Annotated in this window: 17 protein-coding genes, 1 tRNA gene and 2 pseudogenes; 12 read left to right on the top strand and 8 right to left on the bottom strand. The window is 68.8% G+C overall.

What is annotated here, in order from left to right:
• The 3 genes and pseudogenes from APY03_RS43300 to APY03_RS05720 all read left to right on the top strand — a co-directional run.
• A pseudogene (locus APY03_RS43300) lies at positions 1-585 on the top strand (DNA ligase-associated DEXH box helicase); the annotation flags it as partial.
• A gap of 46 nt (positions 586-631) precedes the next feature.
• Positions 632-1300, top strand: coding sequence for a ligase-associated DNA damage response endonuclease PdeM (gene pdeM, locus APY03_RS05725; protein WP_068674785.1), 669 nt, complete (start codon positions 632-634; stop codon positions 1298-1300).
• 15 nt (positions 1301-1315) lie between these two features.
• Entirely contained in the window at positions 1316-1900 is a 585-nt protein-coding gene (locus tag APY03_RS05720) for a Crp/Fnr family transcriptional regulator (protein ID WP_068674784.1), read from the top strand.
• 44 nt (positions 1901-1944) lie between these two features.
• Here the strand turns inward: APY03_RS05720 and APY03_RS05715 are convergent, their stop codons facing one another.
• Genes APY03_RS05715 through APY03_RS05705 form a run of 3 tightly spaced genes read right to left on the bottom strand, consistent with a single transcriptional unit; the run spans position 1945 to position 4034 of the window.
• On the bottom strand, positions 1945-2472 hold the full coding sequence (locus APY03_RS05715; protein WP_068674780.1) for a TPM domain-containing protein: 528 nt from the start codon (positions 2470-2472) through the stop codon (positions 1945-1947).
• 2 nt (positions 2473-2474) lie between these two features.
• Complete coding sequence (locus APY03_RS05710) at positions 2475-3416, bottom strand: TPM domain-containing protein (RefSeq protein ID WP_068674778.1); 942 nt, start codon at positions 3414-3416, stop codon at positions 2475-2477.
• A gap of 6 nt (positions 3417-3422) precedes the next feature.
• The gene (locus tag APY03_RS05705) at positions 3423-4034 is read right to left on the bottom strand and encodes a LemA family protein (protein ID WP_443082797.1); all 612 of its coding nucleotides are present in this window, start codon (positions 4032-4034) and stop codon (positions 3423-3425) included.
• Positions 4035-4085: 51 nt separating this feature from the next.
• Between APY03_RS05705 and APY03_RS05700 the strand changes: the two genes are divergently transcribed.
• The 4 genes from APY03_RS05700 to APY03_RS05685 all read left to right on the top strand — a co-directional run bounded on the left by APY03_RS05700 (position 4086) and on the right by APY03_RS05685 (position 6975).
• Positions 4086-4856 (top strand): hypothetical protein, encoded by a 771-nt coding sequence (locus APY03_RS05700; protein ID WP_068674776.1) that lies wholly within the window; start codon positions 4086-4088, stop codon positions 4854-4856.
• Between the two features lie 111 nt (positions 4857-4967).
• On the top strand, positions 4968-5417 hold the full coding sequence (locus APY03_RS05695; protein WP_068674775.1) for a YybH family protein: 450 nt from the start codon (positions 4968-4970) through the stop codon (positions 5415-5417).
• On the top strand, positions 5417-6385 hold the full coding sequence (locus APY03_RS05690) for a YheT family hydrolase (protein WP_068674774.1): 969 nt from the start codon (positions 5417-5419) through the stop codon (positions 6383-6385). The genes APY03_RS05695 and APY03_RS05690 overlap by 1 nt, the downstream gene beginning before the upstream one ends.
• Positions 6386-6435: 50 nt before the next feature.
• Positions 6436-6975: a DUF2946 family protein gene (locus APY03_RS05685; protein ID WP_068674913.1), complete on the top strand. Its 540-nt coding sequence runs from the start codon at positions 6436-6438 to the stop codon at positions 6973-6975.
• 75 nt (positions 6976-7050) lie between these two features.
• Here APY03_RS05685 and APY03_RS05680 read toward each other — a convergent pair whose 3' ends face one another.
• The 4 genes and pseudogenes from APY03_RS05680 to APY03_RS05665 form a co-directional block, all read right to left on the bottom strand.
• Positions 7051-7677 (bottom strand): c-type cytochrome, encoded by a 627-nt coding sequence (locus APY03_RS05680; RefSeq protein ID WP_068674773.1) that lies wholly within the window; start codon positions 7675-7677, stop codon positions 7051-7053.
• Between the two features lie 50 nt (positions 7678-7727).
• Positions 7728-9146 (bottom strand): efflux transporter outer membrane subunit, encoded by a 1419-nt coding sequence (locus tag APY03_RS05675; RefSeq protein ID WP_232081360.1) that lies wholly within the window; start codon positions 9144-9146, stop codon positions 7728-7730.
• 40 nt (positions 9147-9186) lie between these two features.
• A pseudogene (locus APY03_RS05670) lies at positions 9187-12350 on the bottom strand (efflux RND transporter permease subunit).
• Between the two features lie 13 nt (positions 12351-12363).
• A complete protein-coding gene (locus APY03_RS05665) occupies positions 12364-13656 on the bottom strand; it encodes an efflux RND transporter periplasmic adaptor subunit (RefSeq protein WP_068674758.1) in 1293 nt (430 codons plus the stop codon).
• A 169-nt stretch (positions 13657-13825) separates the two neighbouring features.
• Here APY03_RS05665 and APY03_RS05660 point away from each other — a divergent pair, with 169 nt between their 5' ends.
• Together APY03_RS05660 and APY03_RS05655 are read left to right on the top strand one after the other, a co-directional pair.
• Positions 13826-14482, top strand: a complete 657-nt coding sequence (locus tag APY03_RS05660; RefSeq protein WP_232081208.1) for a TetR family transcriptional regulator — start codon at positions 13826-13828, stop codon at positions 14480-14482.
• 43 nt (positions 14483-14525) lie between these two features.
• Positions 14526-14600: transfer RNA gene (locus tag APY03_RS05655), tRNA-Arg, on the top strand.
• Between the two features lie 121 nt (positions 14601-14721).
• Here APY03_RS05655 and APY03_RS05650 read toward each other — a convergent pair.
• Positions 14722-15630 (bottom strand): LysR family transcriptional regulator, encoded by a 909-nt coding sequence (locus APY03_RS05650; protein WP_068674754.1) that lies wholly within the window; start codon positions 15628-15630, stop codon positions 14722-14724.
• Between the two features lie 89 nt (positions 15631-15719).
• Here APY03_RS05650 and APY03_RS05645 point away from each other — a divergent pair, with 89 nt between their 5' ends.
• From APY03_RS05645 to APY03_RS05635, 3 genes are read left to right on the top strand one after another with little or no spacing between them, the layout of a single operon-like run.
• Positions 15720-16784, top strand: coding sequence for a TauD/TfdA family dioxygenase (locus APY03_RS05645; RefSeq protein ID WP_068674752.1), 1065 nt, complete (start codon positions 15720-15722; stop codon positions 16782-16784).
• A gap of 5 nt (positions 16785-16789) precedes the next feature.
• Positions 16790-17419, top strand: a complete 630-nt coding sequence (locus APY03_RS05640) for an aldolase/citrate lyase family protein (protein ID WP_068674750.1) — start codon at positions 16790-16792, stop codon at positions 17417-17419.
• Between the two features lie 11 nt (positions 17420-17430).
• A complete protein-coding gene (locus APY03_RS05635) occupies positions 17431-18405 on the top strand; it encodes a tripartite tricarboxylate transporter substrate-binding protein (protein ID WP_068674747.1) in 975 nt (324 codons plus the stop codon).
• Positions 18406-18487: the final 82 nt, after the last annotated feature.

Raw genomic sequence — 18487 nt, 5'->3', positions numbered from 1 at the left:
CCCGACTGGCAGGCGCTGCTGCCGCAGGTGCTGGTGCCGGTGGACGAGGCGCAGCTGCTGCACGAGGTGCTCGCGTCCCTCAACGCCACCGAGCTCGCGCGCCGGCGCTTCCGCGAGATCGCTCGCGTGTCCGGCCTGATCTTCCAGGGCTATCCCGGCCAGCGGCGCAGCAGCCGGCAGCTGCAGGCATCCTCCTCGCTGTTCTACGAGGTGTTCCGCAAGTACGACCCAGCCAACCGGCTGTTGCAGCAGGCCGAGGAGGAACTGCTCGCGCAGGAGCTGGAGATCGGGCGGCTGAGCGCCGTCCTCGCGCGAATGGCCTCGCAGCGGCTCATGGTCCGGACGCCGCAGCGGCCCACCCCCTTTGCCTTTCCGCTGATGGTGGAGCTGTTTCGCGAGAAGCTGTCGAACGAGAGCGCGGCCGAGCGTATCGCACGCATGGTCGCGCAGCTGGAGCGGGCCGCGGGCGGCACGGCCGAGCCGGCCGATCCTGACCGCGTGCGCAGGACACTGGCCTTCGAGAGGCCCGTGGAGGAAGGTCAGGCCGGGCGCGGAAAAGTCCCGGGAGGGCCGAGGGCGGCGTGACAATTCGCAAGATTCTGCTGCGCGACCTTCTGTAAAACTCGAACTCGTGCATGCCGCTTCCTCCTCCTGCCGCCTCGACGTTGCCGGCCAATCCCTCGACCTCCTTCCGGAACGAGCCCTCTGGTGGCCGGCCCGCGAAGTGCTCTTCGTGGCAGATCTCCACCTGGGCAAGGCGGCCAGCTTCCGGGCGCTGGGGCAACCGGTGCCGCACGGCACGACGGCGCAGAACCTCGCCCGGCTCGACCGCCTGATCGACCAGCACCGGCCGCGCGAGCTCGTGGTGCTCGGCGATTTCCTGCATGACGCACACGCGCGCACGCCGCAGCTGCTGGCAAGCCTTCAATCCTGGCGTGAACAGCGCGCGGACCTTCGCTGCACGCTGGTGCGCGGCAACCACGACAGCCATGCCGGCGACCCGCCGGCGGCGCTGCGCTTCGAGAGCGTCGACGAGCCCTACCTGGCCGGGCCCTTCGCCGCCTGTCACCACCCCCGGCCTCATCCAACGCACTTCGTGCTCGGCGGTCACCTCCATCCGGTCTGCAAGCTCCATGGCAGCGGCCGCGACAGCCTGCGCATGCCCTGCTTCGTGCGCGAGGAACGGCGCCTGATCCTGCCGGCCTTCGGCGAGTTCACCGGTGGTTGGCTGATGGAAGCCATGCCGGGCCGGAGTTTCTATGGCATCGGCGGCAATGCCGTATGGCCGTTGCCGATCTGAAGACCACCTCCGTTCATGGCACAAGCACCCAAGCCTTCCCGCCGCAACGACCTGCGCGAACATGCCGTCGATCTGATGATGCAAGCCGCTCCCCTGGCCGGCATGAGCCGCGCCGAAGCGGAAGTCGTGGTCGACGCCATGAAGCCGGTGCACGTGCTGGCCGACACGCTGCTGTTCGAAGAGGGCGACGCGGCCGACAGCGACTACCTGGTGCTGGTGCTGGAAGGCCAGTTGCGCGCCGTGAACAGCTCCGGCATCCCCGACGGCGAAGTCGTGATCACGGTGGTCGGCGCCGGCAGCTTGCTGGGCGAGATGGGCGTGATCGACGGCGGGCCGCGCTCAGCCAGCTGCACGGCGCTGACGGACGTCAAGCTGGGCGTGCTCCCGCGCGCTGCGCTGCTGGGCCTGATCGAGAGCCATCCGATGGTGGCGGCGCGGATGATGCTCGGCATTTCCACCATCCTCGCCGGGCGGCTGCGCGAAGGCAACCGGCGCTTGCGCACGCTGTCGCAGGTGTCGCGCGCGCTGCAGCTGGAGCTGGACGCGGTCCACGCGGTCAACCGTCGCCTGCTGGAGGAGCAGGCCGGACGCGGCGCCTGAGGCGCACGGCCGCTCCTGAGGCGACGGTAGTCCAGTGGGGCTCGCTACACCACGACCACCGGCTCGTCGGGCAGCTCGTTGCGGTCGGGCTCGCCCTCGGCCAGCGGGAAGTGCGCCACCAGCAGCGCCGAGACTTCTTCCAGCGCCTGCGTGAGCCCGTCCTCGAAGCGGCCCTCTCGGAACGCGGAGGCCATGCGCCTGGTCATCGCTGCCCATTCCTGCGCGCTCACGTGCGCGTCGATTCCGCGATCGGCCACGATCTCGATCGCGTGCTCGGCGAGCAGCAGGTAGATCAGCACGCCGTTGTTGTCCGCGGTGTCCCACACGCGCAGCTTGCCGAACAGGGTGATCGCGCGCTCGCGCGCCGGCGCGCCGCGCCGGATGTACGACCAGGGCAGCCCGGCCTCGATGCAGATGCGCACCTCGCCGCGGTGCCGGCGCTCGCTGGCCGCGACGCGGGCCTTCAGGCGTTCCAGCGCCTCGGACGGCAGGACGCGCCGCACGTCGTTCCCGTCGATCCAGCGATGTCGCCACAGGCGCCGAAGCGTGGAGAGGAAGGATTGCGTGGCCATCGTTACCAGTCCCCCGAGGCGCCGCCGCCACCGAAATCGCCGCCCCCGCCCGAGCTGAAGCCGCCGCCGGACGAGGACCCGCCGCCCCAGCCTCCGCCACCACCCAAGCCGCCGCCGAGCCCGCCGACGCCCGGCCCCCAGCCGCCGCCACGGCCGCCGCGACGTCCGGCGCCTGCGCCGAAGGCGCTCGACAGCAGCGTGAAGAGCAGCGCCGCGAGCCCCGCGAGCACGGCGATGACCAGGCTCGCAGTCAGCGCCATCACCACCAGCCCCGTCACGCCGCCCAGCGCCACCGGCCCCAGGACCTTGCCGAGGATGGCGCGCGCGATCGGCGCGCCGATCAGCACGCCGAAGAACAGGAAGATGGCCAGGTCGCCCCAGTCGAAACCGGGCTCCTCCTGCCCGCCGCCGAAGTCGCCGCTCCCGGCATCGACCTCCGGCAGCGGCTCGCCCTTGATGCGCGCGATCAGCTGGTCGGCTGCGGCGTCGAGCCCGCCCGCGAAGTCGTTCTCGCGGAAGCGCGGCTTCATTGCGAAATCGATGATGCGCGCCGCCGCGATGTCCGGCACCGCGCCTTCCAGCGTCTTCGCGACTTCGATGCGCATCTTGCGGTCGTTTTTCGCGACGATGACGAGGATGCCGTCGCCCACGTCCTTGCGGCCGATCTTCCAGGCGTTGCCCACGCGGTTGGCGTAGCTCGCAATGTCCTCGGGTGCCGTGGTCGCGACCATCAGCATCACGATCTGCGAGCCCTTCTCCTGCTCGAAGGCGGCGAGTTTGGCTTCGAGTGCCTGGCGCTGCGCCGCGTCCAGCGTCCCGGTCTGGTCGATCACCCGCGCGCCGAGCGGCGGCACCGGCAGCAGGTCCTGGGCCTGCGCGCCCGCGAGCGCGAAGGCCAGCAGGAAAAGAGCTGCCAGCGCGCGCCGAATGCGGGCGGCCGTCATCGAGGTTTACTTCTTCGGCTGCTGCTGCTGGCCGAAATCGACCGTCGGCGGGGTGGAGATCTGGGCCTCGTTCTGCACGCTGAAGTTGGCCTTGGGGTCGTAGCTGAAGATCTTGGCCGTGATGTTGGTCGGGAAGCTGCGCGCCAGCACGTTGTACTCCTGCACCGTCTGGATGTAGCGGTTGCGCGCCACCGTGATGCGGTTCTCGGTGCCTTCCAGCGTCACCCGCAGGTCGCGGAAGGCCTGGTTGGCCTTGAGGTTGGGGTACTGCTCGGCCACCACCATCAGGCGCGACAGCGCGCTGGAGAGCTCGCCCTGCGCCTGCTGGAACTTGTTGAAGGCCTCGGGGTTGTTGAGCGTCTCGGGCGTGACCTGGATCGAGGTGGCCTTGGCTCGCGCCTCGATCACCTTGGTCAGCGTCTCCTGCTCGAAGTTGGCTTCTCCCTTGACGGTGGCGACGATGTTGGGCACGAGGTCGGCGCGGCGCTGGTACTGGTTGAGCACCTCGCTCCAGGCCGACTTGCTCGCCTCGTCGAGGCGCTGGAAGTCGTTGTAGCCGCAGCCTGCGAGCGACAGCGTCGCAAGGAGGATCAGGAGCCAGCGTTTCATGATCACCATATCGAAGCCTCTTCGTCGTTCGTGCGGAAGTGGCAAAGGTAGCATAGCCCGATGGCGGTCGATCCCCTCCAGGCATTGCAGGCCGCAAACCGCGCGGCGCCACCCCGGCGCCGGGACGAGGGCACGCTGCTGATTGCCGGCGCCACCGGAGCGCTGGGACAGGAGCTGGTGCGGCGGCTCGCGGGCCGGCATCGCTTCGAGCACACGCGCGTGCTGGCGCGCGAGCCCATCCGCGACGGGCTGCGCGGCGTCGAGACCGTGCTGGCGCCGGACGCCGACCTCGCACACTGGCCGCGCACCGCGGCCGACGCGGCGCTGGTCCTGTTCGAGCCGCCGCGCCTCTACTACGACCGCGAACGCGCGCTGTGGACGCCCGAGCCGGCGCAGCTGCCCGCGCTCGCGGCCTGGCTGAAGGCCTGCGGCGTGCGCACGCTGGCCGTCGTGCAGCCGCACGACCAGGGCCGGCTGCCGGAGGCGCTCAAGCGCGGGTTGGCCAGCCTCGACGAGGAGGCGGTAGTGGCCCAGGGCTTCGAGCGCGTGATCATCGTGCGCACGGCGCGCAAGTCCGCGGCGGCGCGCTTCGCCAATCCGGCCGAGCGGCTGGCGGCGTGGATGCTGTCCATCGCGCGCTTCATGGTGCCGGCCAGCGAGCAGCCGGTGCGCGCCGGCAAGGTGGCGGAGCTGGTCGACGTGGCACTGCGCATCGCGCCGCCGGGCGTGCACGTGGCCGCGCCCGAGCTGGTGTGGCAGGCCGCGCAGGGCGAGCTGCAGGCGGTGGCCGAGGGCTGGCTGCTCGGCGCGCGGGGGCGAGTTCCGCCGTGAGGGGGCGTGAACGCGCCCACCACGTCGGGCGCATTCCGGACTTCTGATGCGCCGGCGACCGATGCGCGTCTCGCGCCCGAGGCAAAATCGCCACCTCCAGCCGCAGCCACCATGTCCAAGTCCAAACTCCGCGCCGCCGCCGTGGCCGGCACTGCCGACGATATCGAGACGGCCTTCTACGAGGCGCTCCAGCGCGGCGACATCGACGCGCTGATGGCCTGCTGGGCCGACGAGGACGAGGTGTTCTGCGTACATCCCGGCGGCCCACGCCTGGTGGGCGCCAGCGCCATCCGGGCGGCCTTCGAGCAGATGTTCTCCAACAGCGCGATCCATGCCACGCCGGCCCACGTACGAAGGGTGGAGTCGCTGGCGAGCGCGGTGCACAACGTGCTGGAGCGCATCGAGGTGCTGACGGCCGAGGGTCCGCGCCATGCCTTCGTGCTGGCCACCAACGTCTATCACAAGACCCCGCAGGGCTGGCGCATGGTGGCCCACCATGCGAGCCCCGGGATGGTTCAAGCCCCCGACGAGGTGGACGAGATCCCGCCGGTTCTCCACTGATGCAGTACGTGGCGCCACGCTGGTTGCCCGGCGGCAACCTCCAGACCATCTGGCCCGCGCTCTTGGCACGGCGTGTGGAGGCGCCCTTGCCTGCCTACCGCCGCGAGCGCTGGACCACGCCGGACGGCGACTTCATCGACGTCGATTTCCTCGCGGCCGAAGGGGCATCGCCGCGGCCGCTGCTGGTGCTGTTCCACGGGCTGGAGGGCTCGTCGAAGAGCCACTACGCCGAAGCCTTCGCGGCCCATGCGCTGACGCGCGGCTGGGACTACGCGGTGCCGCATTTCCGAGGCTGCAGCGGCGAGATCAATCTTGCGCCGCGGGCCTACCACTCGGGGGACTTCGAGGAGGTGGGCTGGATCCTCGCGCGTTTGCGGGAGCGGCACGTCGGACCCATGCTTGCGGCTGGCGTCTCGCTGGGGGGCAACGCGTTGCTGCGCTGGGTCGAGGAGGCCGGATCGGAGGCCTCGAAGGTGGTGGCTGCGGCCGCCTCGATCAGCGCACCGCTGGATCTGGCGGCCGGCGGGGCAGCCATCGGGCAAGGCTTCAACCGGCTGGTCTACACGCGCATGTTCCTGGCCAGCATGAAGCCTAAGGCACTGGCCAAGCTGGCCCAGCATCCGGGCCTGTTCGACCGCGAGGCGTTGATGGCGGCCGCCGACCTGCATGCCTTCGACAACGTGTTCACTGCGCCGCTTCACGGCTTTCGCGACACCGACGACTACTGGCGCCGCGCCTCGGCCAAGCCGCACCTGGGCGCGATCCGCATCCCGGCGCTGGTCGTGAACGCGACCAACGATCCCTTCGTGCCGGCCGCCAGCCTGCCGCGTCCGGAGGAGGCGGGGCGCCATGTCACGCTGTGGCAGCCGGCCCATGGCGGCCATGTGGGCTTTCCGATGGGGCGGCCGCTGGGGCATGTGCGCGGCATGCCCGAGCGGGTCGGCGACTGGCTGGCGCAGCACCTCTGACGCGGCTTCGTCCGATGGCGCGGCGGCACCATCCGCGCCAGAATCCCCGCATGGACGACATCGTCAAACAGGCGCTCGCCAAGTGGCCCAACGTCCCGCATTGCTACGGCTGGCTCGGCCTCGACGCGCGCGGCAACTGGTACATGCGGGATGACCGAACGCAGGCCACGGGACCCTTCCCCATGGCCAAGGGCTCGCTGCTGAAGCACGAGAAGCTGATCGACTTCATCCAGCGCAACTACGAGCACGACGAACGCGGCCAGTGGTTCTTCCAGAACGGGCCGCAGCGCGTCTACGTGGAGCTCGAGGCTGCACCCTGGGTGTGGCGGATCGGCGAGGACTTCAGCGTGCGATCGCATGCCGGCGACCGGGTCGAGCCCACGGCCTGCCTGCTCGACGAGCAGGGCCGGCTCTACCTGGCCGCGCCGTCCGGGCTGGGCCTCGTGCATACGCAGGACATGGGGTTGGCCGCCGAGGCGATAGAGCAGGGGCGCTGGGTGCCGCAGAACGTGCTTGCCGAAGACCTGCCGGGGCGCTATGGGCATGTCATGAGCCCGGCGGCGGCCGCGCCGGGCCAGGCAGCGCACTGAAGAAGCCGAGCGCAGCACGTCTTCAAAAAAAAAGAGCCCGCATGCGGGCTCTTGTCGTGAGGTCCGAAGACCTGCTTATTGTTTGGCAGGTGCCGAGGCCGGCGCCGCTGCCGCTGCCGCATCGGAGGCCGCGGCCTCCGGTGCGCCCGCTGCCGCCGGACGGTCGGGCACCGGGAACTTGGCGCCGCCGGAATTGGCCAGGTAGACCACCGCACGGCCGATCTCGACGTCCTCGAAGTCGCCGCCGCCCTGGGGCGGCATCGCGCCCTTGCCCTTGAGCGCGTGTTCCAGCAGCGTGGCGTAGCCCTGGCCGATGCGAGGGCCCCAGGCCGCGGCGTCGTCGAGGTGCGGGGCGCCCGGGATGCCCGGGGCGCCGTGGCAGGCCACGCATTGGGCCTTGAACACCGCCTCGCCGGCGGCCAGCTGCCGGTTGGCGTCGCGGATCTCGATCGAGCCGACCTTCTTGAGGCGGTCGGCGAGCTCGCGGTCGCGCTCTTCCGCAGTGACGCCGTAGAGGGACATGCCCGAGCCCTGCACCTCGCCCGAGGGCTGGTTGGCGGAGGTCACGTACGAGACAAGGCCGACAATGATCAGGATCGGCGCGATGAAGGAGAAGAAGACTGCCAGCAGCAGTTGCTTGGGGTTCTTGATCGGGCCCGTGTGGGCGTCTTCTGTGGCCTGGTAGTGCGCGTCGTCGCTCATTGGGTCCTCAGTGTGGGGGGCTCGTCGGGCTTTTTGTAATCAACCGCGGATTATAGAGAGGCGCCCGAAGTCGCCTGCGACTGCCGCTCCGGGCCTGAGCGCGTGGCCCATCCGCCGCCCAGCGTCTTGTACAGCACCACCTGGTTCTGCAGCTGCGCGAGCTGGACCTGCACCGCGGCCTGCTGCGCGCTGTAGAGCGAGCGCTGGGAGTCGAGCAGGTCCAGCGCGCTGGCGATTCCGTTGCGGTAGCGCAGGTCCGAGAGCCTGAAGCGCACCGATTCGGCCTCCGTCTGCGCGCGCAGGGCACGCAGCTGCTCGCCCAGGGTGGCGCGGCCGGCGAGCGCGTCGGCGACCTCGCGGAAGGCGGTCTGGATCGACTTCTCGTACTGCGCCACCGCAATGTCGCGGCCGGCCCTGGCCGAGTCCAGCCCGGCCTGGTTGCGGCCGGCATCGAAGATGGGCAGCGTCAGCTGGGGCGAGAAGGCCCAGGCCTTGGTGCCGCGCTCGAACAGGTTCGAGAACTCGCTGCTGGCGGTGCCGATCGAGGTGGTCAGCGCCACGCGCGGGAAGAAGGCCGCGCGCGCTGCGCCGATGTTGGCATTGGCCGCGATCAGCTGCTGCTCGGCGGCCCGGATGTCGGGCCGCTCGCCCAGCAGGTCGGAAGGCAGGCCTGCGGGCAGCTCCGCCATCGGCGCGACCGAGCCCAGGCCGCGCGCGCCGCCTTCGGTGGCCTCCGGCGGCACCGGCGCGCCGAGCAGCAGGGCCAGCGCGTTCTCGTCCTGCATGCGCAGGCGTTGCTGCTCCGCGTAGGAGGCGCGCGCGCTCTCCGCCAGCGAATCCGCCAGGCGCAGGTCGATCTCCGAGACCACGCCGCTGTCGAAGCGCAGCCGCGTGAGCTTCTGCGACTCCTCACGGGTGGCCAGCGTCTGGCGCGTGAGCGCCAGGAGTTCGTCGTCCGCGATCAACGTGAGCCAGCCGCTGGCCACTGCGCTGATGAGGCTGATCTGCGTGGCCTTGCGCGACTCCTCGGTGGCGAGGAACTGCGCCAGCGCCTGTTCCTTGAGGCTGGCGACGCGGCCGAAGAAGTCGAGCTCCCAGGCCGTGATGCCGAGGTTGACCGAATAGGTGGACGACACGCTGCCGCCCAGGCCCGCCGCCTGCAGCGGGTTCGGGCTGGAGCGCGAGCCGCTGGCCGCCAGGTCGAGCGCGGGGAACTGCGCCGCGCGCTGGATCTGGAACTGGGCGCGGGCCTGCTCGATGTTGGCGACAGCCACGCGCAGGTCGCGGTTGTTGGCGAGCGCCGTCTCGATCAGCCTGGCCAGCCGAGGATCGGTGAAGTAGTCCTGCCAGGCCAGCGTCGAGACCGGCGACGCGCTGGCCGCGGCGGGCTGCGCGCCCGGATAGCTGGCCGGCACCGGCGCCACGGGGCGCTCGTAGGTCGGAATCAGCGAGCATCCGGCCAGGAGCATGGCGGCTGCGCCGGCGAGGGCGGTGGAAGCGAAGTTCTTCTTAATCATGGGCGGGGCTTTCTTCAATGCCTGCGGCCTGGGCGTGCGCCTGTCGACCTCGCGCTGGCGCTCGCTGCCCTTGAAGAGGCTGCGCACCACCACGAAGAACACCGGCACGAAGATGACGGCGAGCGCCGTGCCCGTCACCATGCCGCCGATCACACCGGTGCCGATCGCGCGCTGGCTTGCCGAGCCTGCGCCCGAGGCCAGCACCAGCGGCAGCACGCCGAGGCCGAAGGCCAGCGAGGTCATGATGATCGGGCGGAACCGCAGGTGGGCGGCCGCCAGCGCCGACTCGACCACGCCCTTGCCCTGCGCCTGCAGGTCCTTGGCGAACTCGATGATCAGGATCGCGTTCTTCGCCGACAGGCCGATGATGGTGATCAGGCCGACCTGGAAGTACACGTCGTTCGAATAGGCGCGCAGCAGCGTCGCGAGCAGCACGCCCAGCACGCCCAGCGGCACGACCAGGATCACCGCCAGCGGGATGGTCCAGCTCTCGTACAGCGCGGCCAGGCACAGGAACACCGCCAGGATGGAGAAGGCGTACAGGAGGATCGCCTGCGCGCCAGCGAGCTTCTCCTCGCGCGACTGGCCGGTCCACTCGTAGCCGAAGCCCGGGGGCAGCTGCGCGGCGAGCTTTTCCATCTCTGCCATTGCGGCGCCCGAGCTGTAGCCCGGCGCGGCCGCGCCCGAGATGCGCACGGCCGGATAGCCGTTGTAGCGCACCGTCTGCTGCGCACCGGTGATCCAGCGCGTGCTCGCGAAGGCCGAGAGCGGCACGGGCTCGCCCTTGGTGTTGCTCGCGTTGAGCCTGAGCAGGTCGTCCGGCTGCATGCGTGCCGGCGCGTCGGCCTGCACCACCACGCGCTGCAGGCGGCCCTGGTTCGGGAAGTCGTTGATGTAGCTCGAGCCCAGCGCGGTCGACAGCGTGCTGTTGATGGCGGCGAAGTCCACGCCCAGCGCATTCGCCTTGTCGCGATCGATGTCGATCTGCAACTGCGGCGCGTCTTCCAGTCCGTCCGGACGCACCTGCGTCAGCAGCGGGCTCTTGCTCGCCATGCCCAGGAGCTGGTTGCGCGCATTGGTCAGCGCGTCATGCCCGGCCCCGCCGCGGTCCTGCAGGCGGAAGCTGAAGCCGCTGGCGTTGCCCAGCTCCGGGATCGGCGGCGGCGACAGGGGATAGATGAAGGCGTCGCGGATGCTCGACAGCGCGCCGAAGGCGCGGCCGGCCACCGCTTCCGCCGACTGGCCCGGCTCGTGGCGCTGGTCCCAGTCCTTGAGCGTCACGAAGGCAAGGCCCGCGTTCTGGCCCTGCCCCGAGAAGCTGAAGCCGAGCACGCCGACCATGCTCTGCACCTCCGGCTGCTTCAGGATGTACTTCTCGACGTCCTGCATCACCGACAGCATGCGCTCCTGGGTCGCGCCCGGCGGGAGCTGCACGTTGACGATGAGGTAACCCTGGTCCTCCTGGGGCAGGAACGAGGTCGGCAACTGCCGGTACACCAGCACCACCGCGCCGATGATCGCGGCATAGATCACCAGGTAGCGCGCCGCGCGCTTGAGAATGCGCGCCACCAGGCTCTCGTAGCCCTTTGCCGTGCGGCTGAAGCCGCGGTTGAACCAACCGAAGAAGCCGCGCTTCTCGTGATGATGGCCGGCCTCCACCGGCTTCAGCAGCGTGGCGCACAGCGCCGGCGTGAGCGACAGCGCCATGAAGGCCGAGAAGCCGATGGAAGCCACCATCACCGCCGAGAACTGGCGGTAGATGTTGCCGGTGGAGCCCGCGAAAAAGGCCAGCGGCACGAACACCGAGATCAGCACCACCGTCACGCCGATGATGGCGCCTGAGATCTGCCGCATCGCCTTGCGCGTGGCCTCGAGCGGGGAGAGGCCTTCCTCGCTCATGATGCGCTCCACGTTCTCCACCACCACGATTGCATCGTCCACCACGATGCCGATCACCAGCACCATGCCGAACATGGTCAGCACGTTGATCGAGAAGCCCAGCGCCAGCAGGGTGGCGAAGGTGCCCAGCAGCGCGATCGGCACGACGATGGTCGGGATGAGCGTGTAGCGCCAGTTCTGCAGGAACAGATACATCACCAGGAACACCAGCGCCACCGCCTCGAACAGCGTCTTCACCACCTCGGTGATGGAGATGTTGACGAAGCGCGAGCTGTCGTAGGGAATGGTCCACTTCACGCCCTGCGGGAAGAAGCGCTCGAGCTCGGCCATCTTGGCCCGGATCGCCTTGGCCGAAGCCAGGGCGTTGCCGCTGGGAGCGAGCTGCACGCCGATGCCGACGGCCTGTTGCCCATTCAGCCGCGCCGAGGTGGCGTAGCCCTGGCCGCCCAGTTCGATGCGCGCCACGTCCTTGAGCCGCACGGTGGAGCCGTCGGTGTTCGCGCGCAGCACGATGTTGCCGAACTGCTCGGTGGTGGTGAGCTGGCCGTTGACCACCACGGTCGCCGCGATCGCCTGCCCCGGCACGTTGGGCAGGTCGCCGATGGTGCCGGAAGACACCTGTGCGTTCTGCGCCCGCACGGCTGCGTTGACGTCCGCCGCCGACAGGTTGTAGCCCTGCAGCCTGGCAGGATCGATCCAGATGCGCATGGCGCGCTCGGTGCCGAACAGTTGCGCCTGGCCGATGCCGGCCACGCGCTGCAGCTCCGGCACCACGTTGCGCGAGGCGTAGTCGCCCAGCGCCGTCGTGTCGATCGCCGGGTTGTCGGACGACAGCATCGTGAACAGCAGGAAGTTGTTGCGCGACTTGTCCACGCGCACGCCCTGCTGCGTTACCGCCGCCGGCAGCCGGGGCGTGGCGCGCGACAGGCGGTTCTGCACGTCCACCTGGGCCAGGTCCGCGTTGGTCCCGGTCTCGAAGGTGATGGTGATGGTGCCGGTGCCGTCCGCCTGCGCCACCGATTCCATGTAGATGAGGCCCGGTGAGCCGTTCATCTCGCGCTCGATCACCGAGAGCACGCTGTCTTCCAGCGTCTGGGCCGAGGCGCCGGGATAGGCGACGTTGACCACGATGGCCGGCGGTGCCACCGGCGGGTACTGCGCGATCGGCAGCTGCGTGATGGACACGGCGCCCACCACGATGACGAACAGCGCGATCACCCACGCGAAGATGGGCCGGTCGATGAAGAACTTTGCCATGCGGGCGCGCTCCTTACGGCTTCGCGGCCGGAGCCGAGGCAGCATTCGCAGGGGCAGCCGGTGCTGCGGCGGAGGCCGGCGCCGGCGCCGGCGCCGGCGCCTTCCACGGCACCGCCTTCACTGCCGCGCCCGGCGGCATCATCATCAGCTTCTGGAAGCCGTCGACCATGACCTGCTCGCCGGCCTTGAGGCCTTCGGTCACCACCCACTGGTTGTTCTGTGCGGCGGTGATCTTCACCGTGCGCTTGTGCATCTTGCCCTCGGCGTCGACCACGGTCAGCGTGTCGCCCTGCTGGGTGCGCGTGACCGCCTGCTGCGGCACCGTGATCGCATTCGTCGCCTGGGCCTGCTCCACCTTCACGCGAACGTAGAGGCCGGGCAGCAGCTCGCCCTTCGGGTTCGGCACCTCGGCGCGCAGCGTCACCTGGCCGGTGGACGAGTCCACCGTCAGGTCGGAGAACAGCAGCTTGCCGGGCAGCGCGTACTCGCTGCCGCCTTCCAGCAGGATGCGCACGCTGGCCGCATCGCTGCCGCTCGCGCGCTTGAACTGGCCGGCCTCCATGGCGCGGCGCAGCTTGAGCACCTCGTTGGCCGACTGCGTGAAGTTCACGTAGACCGGGTCGATCTGCTGGACCACCGCCAGCGGCGTGGCGTCGCCCTGGCCGACCAGCGCCCCTTCGGTTACCAGTGCGCGGCCGATGCGGCCCGCAATGGGCGCGGTGACGTTCGCGTAGCCGAGGTTGATCCTGGCCGTCTGCAGCTCGGCACGCGCGACCGCAATGTCCGCCTCGGCGGTCTTGGCGGCGGCGACGGCGTTCAGGTACTCCTGCTTGCTGACCGCGTTGGCCTCCACCAGCGGCTTGTAGCGCTCGGCCAGGGCCTTGGCCTGCACTGCATTGGCCTCGGCACGTGCCAGGCCCGCCTGGGCACTCTGCTGCGTCGCCAGGTAGGGGGCCGGATCGATGCGGAACAGCGGCTGGCCGGCCTTCACGTCGCTGCCTTCGCGGAACAGCCGCTGCTGCAGGATGCCGGCGGCGCGGGCGCGCACCTCGGCCACGCGCGAGGCTTCGAGGCGGCCCGGCAGCTCGGTCACCAGGCCCACGTCGGTCGGCGTCGCCACCACCACGCCCACTTCGGGCGGCGGCGGTGCGCCGCCGCCGGCACCGCCCCCAGGTGCGCCTCCGGCCGGTGCCTCGCTCTTGCCGCAAGCGGCGAGCGCCAGCACCGCCGCGGCTGCGACGGCAGCGAAGACGGGGCGACGCGGCATGGACAACAACGAATGACGCGAGACATGCGAGACGGGCATGCGAATCCTTTGAAGCAGGGACGGGGAACGGCGCGTGGTCGCGGCGAGTGCCTATAGCAACACGGCGAGCTTGGCCATCAGGTGGGGCCCGAGTTTACATACATTCGTGAATGTATAGTGGCAGCCGACACGGGTTCGATGTTTTACAGGTTTCATGCAAGGGGGCAAAGTGGTCCGACGTACCAAGGAAGAGGCATTGGCCACCCGGCATCGGCTGCTCGATGCGGCGGAAGTGCTGTTCCAGTCACAGGGTGTTTCGCGTACCACGCTGCAGCAGATCGCGCAGGAGGCTGGCGCCACCCGGGGCGCGATCTACTGGCATTTCAAGGACAAGCCGGACCTCTTCAACGCCATGATGGAGCGCGTCACGCTGCCGCTGGAATGCGCCACGCGCGAAGCCACCGCGGCCCATGAGGATCCGCTGGCGGCGATCGAGCAGGTGATGGTGCAGGCCCTGAACCTGATGGTGACCGACGCGCAGGTGCGGCGCGTCTTCGAGGTGGCCACGCTCAAGGTCGAGTACACGGACGAGATGGCACCGGTGCTGCAGCGTCACCGTAGCGCGCGCAACGATTGCGTGACCGATTTCGTCCACGCGCTGCAGCATGCAGCGAGCCGCGCTGGCATCGAACTGCCCATCCCGGCCAAGACCGCGGCCTACGGGCTGCATGCGGTGATCAGCGGCCTGATCCAGGACTGGCTGCTCGAGCCCGGCGCCTTCGACCTCGTGCCGGCAGGGCGGCATCTGTTCAACGTCTATCTCGCAGGGCTCGGATTCGAGCGCAGGCCTGCGGCGGCGGAGGGGAACTGCAAGCAGCTTGCGTGATCAGTGATAATCACGGGCTTCGGGCCCTGGCCTGAAGCCCCCTCTCGCTGTATTTCAATGGATAGAATTCGGCCCTCCGAAGGCTGAGATCCAGGTTCGATTCCTGGCGGCGGGACCAGATATCGAAGCCTCAAAGCCCGCACGCTTTCCCCGCGTAGCGGGTTTTTCTTTGCCTCACGTTGTCCGTCCAGCGAGTAGGGCAGTGCGGGCGGAACCTGCGCTCGCGGGGCCAAGGACCTTCAGGTCAGCTGCCCCATGTTGCGCAGAAGCCCGAGCAGCCAGTCGCGAAAGCGCTGGTAGGGCTCGCCGGAGACGCACTGCTTCCGGGCCATCAGGTAGTAGGGGTTCGACCCCCGGTAGGCCGTGTTCCCGATGCGCACCATCAACCCCGTGCGCACATGCTGGCCCGCCAGGTACTCGGGCAGCAGGGCGATGCCGTAGCCACTGATGACGGCCTGGGCGCTGGTGCTGAGCAATGAGTGGTTCGCAACCACCATCGAGGGCGAGAAGGGAAGTCCGAGCATGTCGAAGTAATCAGGCCATGCGCTGGACATGTTCACCAGGCCGATCAGCTTGGAGCGGGTGAGCGCACTGAGCTCGCCTTCCGCGCCAGGCGCCAGCAGCGCTGGCGATATGTATGGGAAAAGCGCCGGCGTGAAGAGCCGCTCGCTGGCATAGGCATTCGATCGGCTTTCGCCAGAGACCACGGCCGCGTCGAGGCCCTCGCGGTCGAGGTCGACTTCTCCGAGGCGGGTGTAGAGATTGACCATCAGCCACGGATTCGCTTCCATGAAGTCGCTGAGGTTGGGCGCAATGATCTCCATGCCGAAGCTCGGCGAAACCGAGATGTTCAAGACGCTGCGCGCCTCGGCACGTATCTCGCCGAACGCATCCTCGAGGTCCGCGACCAGCGGCGAGAGCCGCTCGAACAGGGCTCGCCCTGCTGCCGTGGGCTGCAGCCCTTGTGCGCTGCGGGTGAACAGGCTCTTGCCCACGTGCTTTTCGAGCTCCAGTATCTGCTTGCTGACGGCCCCTTGCGTCAGGAAAAGCTCCTCCGACGCAGCGGTGACGCTGTGCAGCCGCGCAACGCTCAAGAACGATTCGATGTTGGCGATGGACGGGAGATGGCGCTTGGTGGAGAGCTTCATTGCCGGACGGAATAGGGGTGTGAAGAACTATGCATTGACCCTCCGGGGGCCTGAGCCGCCCAATGCCTCCTTTTCAAAAGGAGTCACGAATGCCGTTGTTGCTGGCGAAGAACCCTTCGGTCGAATGGTCTCAGAAAAAGTACCCGCAAGGATGGGACGCCACGGAGTTCGGCCGCATGGAGTTCAGGCAGCGGCTCAGCCAGCAGGCCTTGGCCGACATCGCCGCCAGCCTGGCGCGCGTCAAGGCCAAGGGTCTTCGGTTCAGTGACGTGACCCGCGAGGATTTCTCCAGCGCGGCGCTCGACGGCGAGCTCGCCCTCACCTTGCAACGCCTGCGCCAGGGCGAGGGCGTGGTTCTGATGCAGGGCCTCCCTCCGGGGCAGTACAGCGATTCGGATCTCGAGATCATCTATTTCGGGCTTGGCATGCATTTCGGCAACGCGGTGTCCCAGAGCTCCAGCGGCGACGTGCTGGGCCACGTGGCGGTGCGCGATCGCAACAGCTCGCGCGGCTACACGAGCGATCGTCAATTGGAACTGCACACCGATTCCGCCGAGATCATCGCGCTGCTGTGCGTGCGAAAGGCGCTCTCCGGCGGCGAGAGCGCCCTGGCCAGCTCCCTGCGAATCCACGCAATCATCAGGCGTGAACGGCCGGACCTCCTGGAAATCCTCGTCCGCGGCTTCCCTTACCACCGGCGCGGCGAAGCCCCGATCGGCACCCCGGAGATCACGCCCTACGATGTGCCCGTGTTCTCGGAGTCGCAGGGGCTCGTCAGCTGCCGCTATGTGCGAGAGATCATCGAGGTCGCCAAGCGCGACCTCGGCGTGCCGCTGACCGAACGCGAGGTGGAGGCGCTGGACTTCTTCGACCAGGTTGCCAACCGCCCCGATGTGCGCGTGGAGTTTCAGCTCGAGCCAGGCGAGATCCTGTGGATGAACAACTACGAGCTGCTGCACGCGCGCACCGCTTTCGAGAACCATCCCGACCCGGCGCACGGCCGCATGCTCTACCGGCTGTGGCTGCAGGACTTTCCCTCGCGCCCGATGAGGAAGGAAATGCTGGTGTACGAGAACGCCCACGGCCGCCAGGGGATCGATCCGCAGGCCGACCGGCCAGTGGGGCTCGCCAGGTACTCGACCAGCAACCACTGAAAGCCATGCCGGAACAATGGATCAACCCTGTTGCATGGTCGCCGCGGCTTGTGGCGCAGCTCATGGCGAAAGGATGGCGCACTTTCCAGCTCGATCTCGAAGGCGGGCTTCATTCTGCCGAGACCATTGCATGGGCCATCGACCACTTGAGGGCCTGCGCGGGGGAATTGGTCGTGCGGGTGCCTGCCGATGATCTGCCGCTCCTTCGCAAGCTGGCCAGGCTCGGGTGCCGGCGATTCATGGTGCCGGGCTTCTCGAGCATCGGCGAGCTGCAGGCGGTGGTGCGGAGTGTCCGTGAATGCTCGGACGAAGCCCGTATCGTCGCCATGGTCGAGACCGCCGCCTTGATGGACGCGATAGCGACCATCGCGCGCATCGAAGGCGTCAGCGGTGTGCACTTCGGTCTGGTCGACCTGTGCAGGGACATGGGCGTGGACGACTGGCGCGACGTCGATCAGCTGCCGCGGGAGGTCATCGCCCATGCGGGCGAGGCACGCACCCGGGGCCTCGCCGTCGGGACGTACATGCTTCCGCCATGGCGCGATACGCATTGGCCGCGCCACTTCGACGTGCACTCCTACGTGCTGAGCGAGTTCGCTCTTCCTGAGGTTTCGGCAAGCCAACTTTCACAATGATCGGAGCAAACATGAACATCAAGCTTTTTGGCACTCTCGCGATGGCCTTGTGCGTGGCCGCAATGCCGGTGCTCGGTCAGGAGCGCGACTTTCCGGCAAGGCCGATCAAGCTGGTCGTCCCCTTCGCGCCGGGCGGCCCTGCCGACATCGTGGCGCGGCTGGTCGCGGAGCAGCTGTCACGTCGGCTGCAGCAGCCGGTGGTCGTCGACAACAAGGCCGGCGCCGGCGGTGCGCTCGGCGCTGAAGCCGTGGCAGCCTCCGCGCCGGACGGCTACACGATCGGGATGGCTTCGGTGTCCACGCATGTGGTGAACCCGTCGTGCAATCCGAACCTCAAGTACGACCCCATCAAGAGCTTTACTCCGATTGCCCTGGTGGCAGACATGCCGACCATCCTGGTCGGGCGCGCCGGTTCGGTGTCCGATTTCGCGGGGTTCCGTGACGCAGCGCGCAGGACGGTCGACTCGCCGAACTACGGCACCCCTGGCAATTGCTCGCTGGGCCACGTCGTTCTCGAGCACATCAACCATGCCCTTGGAGGGCGCCTGGTCCACGTGCCCTACCGGGGCTCGGCGCCAGCAGCCAGCGACCTGGTCGCCGGCACGCTGGACTTCATGAGCGATACGTCGGCCGTGGTCGGCCCGTACATCGAGTCGGGAAAGATGAAGGCGCTGGCTGTGGCCTGGCCGACGCGCCTGCCCCATCTCAAGGATGTTCCAACGTATGCCGAGCTGGGCTATCCGGCGCTGAACATCACCGTCTGGTACGGCATCGTCGGTCCCGCGGGCATGCATCGCGCGGTGCTCGACAAGTACGAAGCTGCGATCGCGCAGAGCATGGCCGACCCCGCGCTGCAGTCCCGCTTCGAGAGCATGGGGATGGTGGCCGTGCAGAAGTCGTCGCCGAGCCGCTTCGGCGCCTTCCTGGGCGAGCGCTATCGCAGCGAGGCCGACTTCATCCGCAGCCGAAAGATGTCCGGCAGCTGAGCCTCCGACGGGCCGGATGGACGGTCCGGCCAATGCACCGTGCCGCGCCGCCGAGACGCGCCAGCTAATGCGCGGGCGAAGC

This window comes from Variovorax sp. WDL1 (assembly GCF_001541225.1).
GTDB lineage: Bacteria > Pseudomonadota > Gammaproteobacteria > Burkholderiales > Burkholderiaceae_C > Variovorax.
The sequence above is the reverse complement of the archived record's forward strand: the minus strand, read 5'-3'. Positions and strand labels throughout refer to the sequence as shown.